11 protein-coding genes are annotated in these 12,319 nt (G+C 34.6%); 4 read left to right on the forward strand and 7 right to left on the reverse strand.

Annotated elements, in window-relative coordinates; translation table 11 throughout:
* Nucleotides 1–17: 17 nt before the first annotated feature.
* Nucleotides 18–1,367 (forward strand): DUF5689 domain-containing protein, encoded by a 1,350-nt coding sequence (locus OZP12_RS02780; protein ID WP_281227529.1) that lies wholly within the window; start codon nt 18–20, stop codon nt 1,365–1,367.
* 98 nt (nt 1,368–1,465) lie between these two features.
* Here the strand turns inward: OZP12_RS02780 and OZP12_RS02785 are convergent, their stop codons facing one another.
* From OZP12_RS02785 to OZP12_RS02815, 7 genes are all read right to left on the reverse strand, one after another.
* A complete protein-coding gene (locus OZP12_RS02785) occupies nt 1,466–3,583 on the reverse strand; it encodes a glycoside hydrolase family 97 protein (RefSeq protein ID WP_281227530.1) in 2,118 nt (705 codons plus the stop codon).
* Between the two features lie 260 nt (nt 3,584–3,843).
* A complete protein-coding gene (gene susR / locus OZP12_RS02790) occupies nt 3,844–5,490 on the reverse strand; it encodes a SusR family glycan utilization regulator (RefSeq protein ID WP_281227531.1) in 1,647 nt (548 codons plus the stop codon).
* 104 nt (nt 5,491–5,594) lie between these two features.
* A complete protein-coding gene (pyk, locus tag OZP12_RS02795; protein ID WP_281227532.1) occupies nt 5,595–7,025 on the reverse strand; it encodes a pyruvate kinase in 1,431 nt (476 codons plus the stop codon).
* A 5-nt stretch (nt 7,026–7,030) separates the two neighbouring features.
* Nucleotides 7,031–7,522 (reverse strand): IPExxxVDY family protein, encoded by a 492-nt coding sequence (locus tag OZP12_RS02800; RefSeq protein ID WP_281227533.1) that lies wholly within the window; start codon nt 7,520–7,522, stop codon nt 7,031–7,033.
* A 114-nt stretch (nt 7,523–7,636) separates the two neighbouring features.
* Nucleotides 7,637–8,377 (reverse strand): ribonuclease III, encoded by a 741-nt coding sequence (gene rnc, locus OZP12_RS02805; protein WP_281227534.1) that lies wholly within the window; start codon nt 8,375–8,377, stop codon nt 7,637–7,639.
* Nucleotides 8,378–8,384: 7 nt separating this feature from the next.
* Entirely contained in the window at nt 8,385–9,644 is a 1,260-nt protein-coding gene (gene fabF / locus OZP12_RS02810; protein WP_281227535.1) for a beta-ketoacyl-ACP synthase II, read from the reverse strand.
* A 173-nt stretch (nt 9,645–9,817) separates the two neighbouring features.
* Nucleotides 9,818–10,054 (reverse strand): acyl carrier protein, encoded by a 237-nt coding sequence (locus tag OZP12_RS02815; protein ID WP_007137004.1) that lies wholly within the window; start codon nt 10,052–10,054, stop codon nt 9,818–9,820.
* A gap of 178 nt (nt 10,055–10,232) precedes the next feature.
* Between OZP12_RS02815 and purN the strand changes: the two genes are divergently transcribed.
* The 3 genes from purN (at nt 10,233) to OZP12_RS02830 (ending at nt 12,290) form a co-directional block, all read left to right on the forward strand.
* Nucleotides 10,233–10,802: a phosphoribosylglycinamide formyltransferase gene (gene purN / locus OZP12_RS02820; protein ID WP_281227536.1), complete on the forward strand. Its 570-nt coding sequence runs from the start codon at nt 10,233–10,235 to the stop codon at nt 10,800–10,802.
* 9 nt (nt 10,803–10,811) lie between these two features.
* Nucleotides 10,812–11,291, forward strand: a complete 480-nt coding sequence (rnhA, locus tag OZP12_RS02825) for a ribonuclease HI (protein ID WP_281227537.1) — start codon at nt 10,812–10,814, stop codon at nt 11,289–11,291.
* A gap of 75 nt (nt 11,292–11,366) precedes the next feature.
* Nucleotides 11,367–12,290, forward strand: coding sequence for a PfkB family carbohydrate kinase (locus OZP12_RS02830; RefSeq protein WP_281227538.1), 924 nt, complete (start codon nt 11,367–11,369; stop codon nt 12,288–12,290).
* Nucleotides 12,291–12,319: the final 29 nt, after the last annotated feature.

Below are 12,319 nucleotides of genomic sequence, written 5' to 3' on the forward strand. Positions count from 1 at the left end.
TTTTAAAATAGAAGAAGATGAACTTAAAATTCTACACTGTTTTTTTAGGAATTGCAATGTTTTTTGTCAGTTGTGCCAAAGATGAATTTGATGTGCCAAAACTAAGCTGCAATCAGCCCGATCTAAAAGTAAATCGAACGGTTGAAGAAGTGCGAGCCGTTACAAGTTCTATCGTGACACAATATAAATACGATGATATCATTGAAGCTTATGTGGTTTCCAGTGATGAGGCTGGGAATTTTTTTAAGACGATTTCATTCCAAACTTTGGCTACAGCCAAAATACCGGCGACAGGTTTTAGTGTTCCGGTTGATGTTTCTAACAGTTATATTGATTTTAGATTGGGCAATAAAGTGTACATCAAAATGAAAAATCAATACACCGATATTTACTTTGGCGGAATGCGTATTGGCGATATTTATGTTAATAGCTATAACGAAGGTGGTGTTGGCCGAATTTCTCAAAATGATTATAAAAAAGTATTGAATGCCTCTTGCACCATGATTGATGAAAATCAGTTGGTGAAGAAGCTTACTGTTGAAGAGGCTTTGGATGATGCCAAGATAAATACTCTAATTGAATTGAAAGATGTCGAGTTTACCGAAGCGGCTTTAGGACGACATTATTATGAAGAATCTAATGATGTTGGAGGAGCAACAAATTGGAATTTACGTGACAAAGCCGGGAATCAAATAATTTTTAGGACAAGCAGTTATGCTGACTTTTCGGGACATTTGGTGCCTGATGGAAGTGGTACTATTCGTGGGATTTTGACAAAATTTGGTTCCGATTATCAAATGATGGTCAGATCCGAAAAAGATATTGTGATGAGCGGAAACAGAAATGTTCCCTTTTTTGCAGAAGATTTTCAGTCGGTTACAAACAACGTGAATTTCGCCTTGCCAGGTTGGAGTAATATTGTCGAAAAAGCCACTAAATTATGGAGAAGCATTGTTTATAATAGCAATGGTTATGCCGAGTTCAATACCACAAGTACCACGGCGGCTGAGAATGTAGCTTGGTTGGTTTCCCCTAAAATTAATTTAGCGAATTATAAAAATGCTGTGTTGTCTTTTAGAAGTGCACAACATGACTTGAAAATTGATTCCCCTCTCAATACGTTGGAAGTATATGTTTCGACCAATTTTGACGGGGCAAATATATCCAAAGCAAAATGGACAAAATTAGTTGCAAAAGTGCCGTCCTTGTCAACACCAGCCCGTACGTTTATCAGTTCGGGAGGAATTGATCTGTCTTCGTATTCAGGAAATATCCAGATAGCGTTTAAATACATTGGTTCCGGAAAAGACAAAACTCTAAACGGAGCCTTTATGGTAGATGACGTCAAGATTTTTGGTGAAAAATAATAAAATTTTAAACCATTAAGATATTAAGGTTCATTAAGGATTAGAAACTTAATGAACCTTAATATCTTAATGGTTATTTATTTTAATAGATAAAAAAATTACTTTTTGTTTTCAATAATGCTAATCGCATAACCTCCTCCGGGAGCACTTAATTGTGAAAGTTTGGTGGTATTGGTTACTTGAATTTTTCGAATGGTATATGCCTGCGGATTTGTTTTGTAATCAGCATCTTTTGCATCGGCATAAATAGTGGCTGTATATTTTTTTCCTTTTTCCAAGAAAGAAAAATTAATGTTTGAAGTACGTGGCTCATATCCATTTACATTTCCGACAAACCAGTTGTTCGTTCCTTTTGCTTTTCGGGCAACCGTTATGTATTGTCCAGGTTCAGCTTCCAGATAGTTGCTTTCGCTCCAGTCAACAGCCACGTCTTTAATGAATTGAAAAGCATCGGGAAATTTATTGTAATGTTCCGGAAAATCGGCGGCCATTTGCAACGGACTGTAAAGGGTCACATAGAGTGCCAATTGATTGGCGATAGTGCTGTTTACATGAGATTTATTGTTTGGGCTGAATTTGCTCAAATCCATTTCAAAAATACCAGGAGTGTAATCCATTGGGCCACCAATCAATCGGGTGAAAGGCAATAATGTTACATGATTTGGTTTGGATCCGCCAAAAGCTTGGTATTCTGTTCCTCTCGCTGCTTCATTACCGATTAAGTTTGGATAGGTTCGGCAAATACCCGTTGGTCGAACTGCTTCGTGTGCATTGACCATAATTTTATATTCGGCAGCTTTTTCTATGGCATATTGATAATGATTAATCATATATTGGTTGTAGTGATTATTTCCATTGGATATTATATCACCTACATAACCACTTTTTACGGCATCATACCCGTTGTCTTTCATAAATTGGTATGCTTTGTCCATGTGACGCTCATAATTACGGACTCCACCTGAGGTTTCATGGTGCATAATCATTTTTACACCTTTGGATTTTGCATATTCATGTAAGCCTTTTACATCAAAATCAGGGTAAGGGGTCACAAAATCAAAAACATAGTCTTTATAATGCCCAAACCAGTCTTCCCAGCCTTCGTTCCAGCCTTCAACCAACACAGCGTCGAAGCCATTTGCAGCAGCAAAATCAATATATTTTTTCACGTTCGCATTATTCGCACCGTGCGTGCTGTTGGGTTTTGCCTTAGAAAAATCAGTAACACCAAGTTGTACCGAGGGAAATTCGTCGGTGTAGGACCATGTACTTTTTCCGGAAATCATTTCCCACCAAACTCCCACATATTTTACAGGTTTAATCCAGGAAGTATCCTCAATTTTACAGGGATCATTCAGGTTTAAAGTCATTTTTGAAGCTAGAATTTCCCTTGCGTCATCACTCACAATGATTGTGCGCCAAGGCGAATGCGAAGGAGCCTGAATATATCCTTTGACTCCCTTTTCATCCGGTGTTAGCCATGATTCAAACACCATATTTTTATCATCGAGGTTCAAATGCATGCAGGAATAATTGATCAATGCAGCTTCGTGCAAATTGATGTAAATCCCTTCGTTTGTTTTTAGCATAAGAGAGGTTTGTACTCCCGTTGGAGAAAATGAGGTTTGTGATAAGTTTGCGGTTTTTGCCTTTTCGGTCAAGCCTCTTATTTCGGATAATTTAGAAGTGGTGTAATCATATTCCTGAGTGTCATAATCTCCCGGAATCCAAAATGCAGTATGATCACCAGTCATAGCAAATTGGGTTCTTTCTTCCTTTATCACAAAATAAACTAAGTTCTTTTGTGTCGGGAATTCATATCTGAAACCAAGTCCGTCATTGAATAATCGAAAACGAATGATGATTTGTCTGTCCGTTTCTTTCTGATTTAATGTAACGGCCAGTTCGTTGTATTGATTTCGGATGCTTTCTACTTCGCCCCAAACCGGTTTCCAGGTTTCGTCAAAAGAGGAGGTTTTACTATCTGAAATTGTAAAGTCGTCCAGCAGAGATTTTTTATCGTTTTTGAGTTCAAGGCCTAATTTACTTGGCTTTATAACAGTTTTGCCTTTGTAGTTTAAATTATAACTTGGAGTCCCGTCATTTTGCAAAGCAAATTCCATTATGAATTTTCCGTTTGGAGATTTCAGTTGCTGAGAATTGGCAGACTGTAAAACAAAAAAACAGAACAGAGCTGTATAAAGTAAATGTTTCATTTTTTTAATTATAAATTAGAGATTGATTTTTCGAATAGTTTTTCAGTGAAAACGATATATCGATTTCGTGAAAGTAAAAGTAGATGCTTTAGAGTTTGAAAAATTCAATTGTTTTAAAAAAAGTAGATTTTAATTTCAAAAATACAATTTAAAACATTTATAATCAATATGTTGTGATTATTTTAATTTAAAAAAAAGTGGTAAAAAGGGAAACGTAATCTAAAAAAGAAGTAGATTTTATTCCTAAAAAAGTGAAAATTTTATTTAGTATTGGTTCCAATCTGCATTACTTTATCTTCAAATTCGTCTCTAGGTCCTGCCGATTTGTTTTTGAGTTGTGAACGATAATTGTAAATAGTAGAAACTGAGTATCGAAGGAATACAGCAATTTTGGCACTGTCTTTTATTCCCAAACGAATGAGCGCAAAAATCCGTAATTCGGTATTGAGTTGTTCGCCTTCTTTTGGTTGAATAGCTTCTTCGGGTATTAATAAAGCATTAAAATCGCGAATGAAATTAGGATAGAGTTGCAAAAAGGTTTTGTCAAAGTTTGCATAAAACTCTTTTAATTCATTTTCGATATATTCTTTAGACTTTACAGCATTTATCAAATCGTTTATTTTTCCGGTAGTTACCAGCACGTTTAGTTTTCGTTGGTACTCATCTAGTTTTCCTAAATAATCAGAACATTGGTCCATATAACGGCCAATGTATATTTCTTTCAGATAATTGGCTTCTGTCAAAGTATCATTGGAAATATTTAGCTTTTCATTAAACGAATTTAGTTCTGCATTTAATTCTGAAAGTTTATCATTGGCCATGCTTAAATCACTCTTTGCTTTCGATAATTTTTTCATTTGCCTGATAAGCAGGAACAAAAGAGTAAGTAGTATTAATGCTAAAATACTGGCACTGGTCAAAAACAGTACTAATTGAAATCTGTTGGTTTCGTTTTGCTGTTGGTATGATTCACTGATGATGGGCAGCATCTTTGATATTTCATAAGTTCTCAATCGGGCATTGCACAGGACGGCGTCATCGAGAGAACGTTTTATATAGGTGTAAGCCCTTTCGATATCACCATCTTCATAAAGTAGAAAGGCTAATGATCGAAGTGAAATGTATTCTTTTTTTGCCAACTCCAAATCGGATAAAGCCGAAATGCTTAGCCATTTTTTTTCCTGATTTCTATCTTTTTTCCGCTTGAATGCCTGTGAAATGATATAAGAAATTATTGCTCGGTTAGGATCGTTTTTGTGAATTTTAGGAAAGAAAGGAAGCAATAAATCAAGAGTTTCTTCAGGTTTTTTATTGTCTAAATACCAATCTGCTTTTGCAATAATATATGGAGTGGAATTGCTGGGATAAAAATTTATACAGGAATCCCGGTATTTTTTTGAGAGCAAAAGATACTTTTCTTTTTCCTGCTGGGAGGAAGCATTGTCAGCCATTTGCCCATAAACTACTCTGCTGACGCCGTAGAAAGAGCCTTTTAAGTTTGGAGTAGATGTGATTGTAATAGTATTCAATACATCAATTCCTTCTTTGTACATACCTAATGTTCCCATAATGGAAACGAGATTGAACTTAGCCTGATTTAATTTTTCTAGGTTATTAAGATTTTCGGCTATTTGGAAATTCTTTCGGGCATAAACCAAGGCCGAATCAGATTGATACGATTGGTACTCATTATACAGCTTTTGTGTAATCGTATATTTTTGTTCAGGAACAACAGTGTGTTTTAATGATGCTTTAAGTTGGTTAATTCCGTGTTCTTTCTTTTTTGTATAATAGGAATTGTTTTGAATTGTTTTGTCAATTGCAAGTAATAGAGTATTGGAATTATTTTGAGAAAATAAAGGGAAGAATTGAAACGAAACAATAGCAAACAATAAAAATCGATTCATTAAAGTCGGATTTGTTTCCTGTAAAAATACTCAAAAATTTAAATGAAAAAACCGCCTTGAATCTTTGAAAGATTAAGACGGTTTTATATGATGTACTAAAAAAATTACTCTATTTCAGAAACTCTTAAAGTGTTTACCATTCCTTTATCAATAATCGGCATGGCAGCCAAGTTAATCAAGAAATCTCCTTTTTTAACAAATCCTTTTTGTTTTACAATATTATTTACATCAGTAACAGTTTCATCTGTACTAACTGATTTTTCATAATAAAATGATTTTACACCCCATAATAAATTAAGTTGTGTTAAAATTCTTTTATTGGATGTAAAAACCAAGATGTGAGCAGAAGGTCTCCAAGCCGAAATTTGGAAAGCAGTATAACCACTGTTAGTCAAAGTGCAAATAGCTTTCGCCTTGATTGCATTGGCCACAATGGCAGCGTGTTGACAGATAGTTTTGGTAATAAAACGGTTTGTTCTTACCTGAGGTGAGTTTTGTGGTACTTGAATTAGTGGAGAATCTTCAACAGCTTCAAGAATTTGAGTCATTTTTTGGATTACTTGTACAGGATAATTTCCTGTGGCAGTCTCTCCCGAAAGCATTACAGCATCTGCACCATCCATTACGGAGTTGGCTACGTCATTAACTTCGGCACGCGTTGGAGTCAAGCTGGTAATCATGGTTTCCATCATTTGAGTAGCAACAATAACCGGGATTCTAGCTGTTTTTGCTCTGCGAATTAATTCTTTTTGAACTAATGGTACTTCGTGAGCAGGAAGTTCAACTCCTAAATCTCCTCTGGCAACCATTAAAGCATCACAGTAAGCAACAATTCTGTCCATGTTTTCTAATGCCTCAGGCATTTCGATTTTGGCAATAATTGGAATTTTATGCTCAGAATGTTTAGCGATTAATTCCTGTAAGTCTTGTAAGTCTCTTGGTGTTTTTACAAATGAAAGTGCAATCCAGTCTAATTTCATTTCTATTGCAAAAATGGCATCAGCAATGTCTTTTTCTGTCAATGCAGGTAATGAAATTTTAGTATTTGGCAAATTTACTCCTTTTTTGGATTTCAATTCACCACCTTGAATTACACGAGCAACAACTTCAGATTTTTTATCGGTTTCAACGATTTCAAAAATCAATTTACCGTCGTCTAATAATATTCTTTCACCTGGATTAACATCATTAGGAAAATTTTGGTATTTCATAAATACTCTTTTCGAAGTACCTATAATATCTTCGGCAGTTGTAAAAGTGATTAAATCACCATCATTTACTACAACTCCATCTTCCATTACCCCTACTCGTAGTTTTGGTCCTTGTAAGTCTCCTAAAATTCCTGTAGTGTATCCAAATTCTTCGTTTATTCCACGAATAATGTTTATTTTGTTTTTTACATCTTCATAATCAGCGTGCGAAAAATTCACTCTAAATACATTTACACCTGCTTCTATCATGTCTTTTATGATTTCTCGCGTACTACATGCAGGCCCTAGAGTGGCTACAATTTTGGTCTTTTTATTTGTAAGCATTTTTATTAAAAAATTAAATTGTTTTTTGATTTTATTCTATTAGTGTCAACAATATAGGTCATTGCTACATTGTCTATTGTATTCAATTTATTCATTATCTCCAAAAGGTTCAAATTCATTTCGCAATTTTCTATTTTCAAAAAGTATTCCACTTTTTTAAATTCAGGAAGCATGTATACTTTTTTAGCTGCTTCTAAATCAATGATGTTAGAAAATAAACTTTGATTTTCTTCTTTTTGTTGGTGAATGACTTCGTTTTTGTTTTGTATCAAATCCCAAGAAATCTCTTTTTTCTTTTCATAATAATGAAACCTGGAAAAATGAGCCTCTCCTTCTTTAACTGTAATTTGAATTTCTTTAATAGATTTATTCAGATTTACATGAAGTTTTTGATTGATAAAATAAGCCAATCGGTAATCTTCTAATGAAGTGTGAATAGCAATTAGACTGTAATCTATTTCGTCAAAATCGTCAAAATCCAGTTTATGAATTGCCATTTCATTAAAAAATAAGATGTAAAGATAGCATTTCTATTTTAGCAATAGAACGCTTTGTAGCTATGATTTTGATATTTTATTAACGAAAACGATGTAGCATTAATAACAGAATAGCTATTTTCTTTCAATTTTTTCTTGAAAAGCAAAATAGGCACGTTGGGAGGCTTTTTCTTCTGCTTTCTTTTTGGAAGTTGCTCTGGCTTTGGCAACTACTTTGCCGTCAATACTTAGTTTTACACCAAATAAACGTTGACCATCAAAAGCATTGTCTTCATAAATGTCGTAATGAAATTGTTTTTTTTCTTTTTGACACCATTCAATAACGAGGCTCTTGTAGCTGATAACTTTTCCTTCTAGTCTCGCAATGTCAACATAAGGAATGATTACTCTTTTTTGAATAAATTTTTCGCAATAGTTGTATCCTTTGTCTAGGTAGATAGCTCCTATCAATGATTCGAATATATTACCGTGGATGTTTTCGCCAAAATGATGAACAGGAACTTTGCTTTCGACAAATTGAATTAAATTTAAATCTTTGCCCAATTCATTCAAATGTTCTCTACTTACTATTTTAGAGCGCATTTTTGTTAAATAACCTTCGTCTCCAAGCGGAGCTTCATTAAATAAATAAGCGGCAATCACTGAGCTAAGCATGGCATCTCCCAAAAATTCCAATCTCTCGTAGTTAATTGGATTTCCTTTTAAGTCGATACGATTGGACGATCGATGAGTAAATGCTTTTCTGTAGAATTCTAATGTTGCAGGATCAAAACCTAGAATTGGTTGAATTGCATCAAAAAAAATCCCGTCTTCTTGAGAACGGGATTTTGAGAATATTTTTTTTATAAAACGCATATACGTATTATGCTTTGTAATCTAATTTTTTCACCAAAACACATGCATTGTGACCACCAAATCCAAAAGTGTTACTCATAACAACGTTCATTTCTCTTTTTTGAGCAACGTTGAAAGTAAAGTTTAATTTTGGATCAATGTTTTCATCATCGGTAAAATGATTGATTGTTGGAGGAACGATACCATGTTTTATCGAAAGAATACAAGATATAGCTTCGATAGCTCCTGTAGCACCAAGTAAATGACCTGTCATTGATTTTGTTGAATTTAGGTTCATTGTATAAGCATGCTCACCAAAAACTTGTAGAATTGCTTTTGATTCTCCAATATCTCCTAGAGGCGTTGAAGTTCCGTGCATATTTACACCATCAACATCAGTTGGTTTTAAGCCTGCATCTCTCAAGCAATTTATCATTACATTTTTGGCTCCTAATCCTTCTGGATGTGGTGCGGTGATGTGATAAGCATCGGCTGACATTCCACCCCCGCCAATTTCACAGTAAATTTTTGCGCCACGGGCTTTAGCGTGTTCGTATTCTTCTAAAATTAACGCACCAGCACCTTCGCCAAGTACAAATCCATCTCTGTCTTTGTCCATTGGTCTTGAAGCTGTTTTTGGATCGTCATTTCTGGTTGATAAAGCATGCATAGCATTAAAACCACCCATTCCTGCAATAGTTACAGCTGCTTCAGAACCACCTGTTACAATTGCATCAGCATGACCAAGACGAATATAATTGAAAGCGTCAATAATAGCATTTGTTGATGAAGCACAAGCAGAAACAGTTGTGAAATTTGGACCTCTTAGTCCGTACTTCATTGAAATATGACCACCTGCAATATCAGCAATCATTTTTGGTATAAAGAAAGGGTTGAATTTTGGTGTACCGTCACCGGCTGCATAATTAAGAACCTCAATTTGAAAAGTTTCTAATCCGCCAATTCCAGAACCCCAAATAACACCTACTCTGTCTTTGTCTAATTTTTCAAAGTCGAAACCGGCATCTTTTATAGCTTCGTCTGATGCAACCATTGCGTATTGTGCGTAACGGTCCATTTTTCTTGCCTCTTTTCTGTCGATAAATTCTTCAACATTGAAGTTTTTTACTTCACAGGCAAACTGTGTTCTAAATTTTGAAGCATCATAATAAGTTATTGGAGCAGCTCCACTAGTACCATTAATTAGACCATTCCAAAATTCCTCAATATTGTTACCAATCGGAGTGAGAGCACCAAGGCCAGTTACAACAACTCTTCTTAAAGCCATAACGTATATATTTTTGTTATCTTTCAACAAATAAAGCCCATGCTTTCTTACTATAAAGAGACATGGGTATATTGTTTATATAATTTGATTGAAATTCAATCGAATAGTTAATTTAATCAAATAATAACACCCGAATCTAAATTTTTAAATTTTAGAAATCGGGTGTAGTATTATTATTTTTTTGCTTCCTCAATGTAAGAGATAGCTTGACCTACAGTAGCGATGTTTTCTGCTTGATCGTCTGGAATTTGGATATCAAATTCTTTTTCGAATTCCATAATAAGCTCAACAGTGTCTAATGAGTCAGCTCCCAAATCATTAGTGAAGCTTGCTTCTGTTACAACTTCGTTTTCGTCAACACCTAATTTGTCTACGATAATCGCTTTTACTCTTGATGCAATGTCTGACATAATCTTTTAATTTTAGAATTTAATTTGTTGGCAAAAATAAAACAACTTTATTTTAAAACAACAATTTAGTGAATAAATGTGTGTACTAATTTATAAAATTTATTTCAACAAAGATTTCTTAAACCTATTTAATTTCGTTTTTTATTCCTTTTTTTGCATAAATTTTAAAAATTGAATTATGAAAAGAATACTGATATTTGCTTCTGGATCGGGGACTAACGCTAAAAATATTATTGAATATTTTGGTACGAAAACATCTGGAACTGTAGTGGCAGTTTTTTCAAATAATTCGAAAGCAACCGTTCTTGAAAAAGCTCAAAAATTGAATGTTCCGACAGAAATTTTCTCAAAAGAAGAACTAAATTCAGGAAAAGTATTGCAAAAAGTAAATGCGTTTCAGCCGGATTTGATCGTGTTGGCAGGATTTTTATTAAAATTTCCTGATGATTTAATTGAGGCTTACTCTAATAAGGTAATAAATATACATCCGGCACTATTGCCAAAATTTGGCGGAAAAGGAATGTATGGCATGCATGTTCATAAAGCCGTAGTTGAAAATAAGGAGAAAGAAAGCGGAATAACGATTCATTATGTGAATGAAAACTATGACGAAGGAGCGGTTATATTTCAACAAAGTTTTGCTCTTTCAGAAACGGATACTCCAGAATCTGTAGCGGACAAAATCCATGAATTGGAACAAAAATATTTTCCAAAAGTAATTGAAGGACTTCTGACTTCTAACCTTTAATTTCGTATTTTGAATCACGACGTACATATTTATACGGATGGTGCGGCCAAGGGTAATCCCGGAAATGGAGGTTATGGAGTGGTTATGGAATGGGTTGGCAAGCCTTATAAAAAAGAGTTTTACGAGGGCTTCAGACATACAACCAATAATCGAATGGAACTGTTGGCTGTCATTGTAGGTTTGGAGAAGCTAAAAAAAGAGAATACTTCAGTTTTAATTCAATCAGATTCTAAGTATGTTGTAGATGCCGTAGAGAAAAGATGGGTTTTTGGTTGGGAGAAGAAGGGATTCGCAGGAAAGAAAAATCCTGATTTATGGAAGCGTTTTCTTATTGTTTACCGAAAACACCGTGTGGATTTTAAATGGATTAAAGGACATAATAATCATCCTCAAAACGAAAGATGTGACGAATTAGCAGTCATGGCTTCAATGCAAAAACAACTTTCGATAGACGAATTTTACGAAAAAGAAGAGGGTAAACTTTTATGAAAACTTTGCAAATTCAACCCTTTGCAATATTGCAACTTATAGACTATCTTTGCACCCTAATTCGAAACACACATAATGAATAAATTATTGATTGTTGGAACTGTAGCTTTCGACGCAATTGAAACCCCTTTTGGAAAAACTGATAAAATTTTAGGAGGAGCGGCAACATATATTGGGATATCTGCTTCTTTTTTCAATGTGCAATCGGCTATAGTTTCTGTGGTTGGTGATGATTTTCCTGAGGAATATTTGAAATTGCTTACCGATAGAAATATTGATATTTCGGGTATTGAAATTGTAAAGGGAGGTAAGACTTTCTTTTGGAGCGGGCTGTACCACAACGATTTGAATTCAAGAGATACTTTGGTTACCGAGCTTAATGTTTTGGCTGATTTTCAGCCAAAAGTTCCTCAAGATTATAAGAATGCTGAAGTTGTGATGTTAGGAAACTTACATCCGTTAGTGCAAAGCAGTGTTTTGGATCAAATGGAAACAAAACCAAAATTAGTAGTTTTGGATACCATGAACTTTTGGATGGATTGCGCATTACCTGAATTATTGGCAATCATCAAAAGAGTAGATGTTATTACAATAAATGATGAAGAAGCGCGTCAGCTTTCCGGAGAATATTCTTTGGTGAAAGCAGCTGCAAAAATTCACGAAATGGGACCAAAATATGTGGTAATCAAAAAAGGAGAACACGGAGCGTTGTTGTTCCATGGGGAAGAAATTTTCTTTGCTCCTGCATTGCCTTTAGAAGAAGTTTTTGATCCAACAGGAGCTGGAGATACTTTTGCAGGTGGATTTTCTGGATTTATTGCGCAAAGTGAAAATGTTTCTTTCGATAATATGAAAAACGCGATAATACATGGTTCCAATTTGGCTTCTTTCAGTGTGGAGAAATTTGGAACTGAGCGAATGATTCAGTTAGATAAAAAAGAAGTGCACGAGAGATTAAAACAGTTTAAATCTCTGACTCAGTTCGAAATAGAAATATAATGTTCTTAAGCCTCTTTATGAGGCTTTTT

This window comes from Flavobacterium aquiphilum (genome assembly GCF_027111335.1).
In the GTDB taxonomy this organism is placed as follows: domain Bacteria; phylum Bacteroidota; class Bacteroidia; order Flavobacteriales; family Flavobacteriaceae; genus Flavobacterium; species Flavobacterium aquiphilum.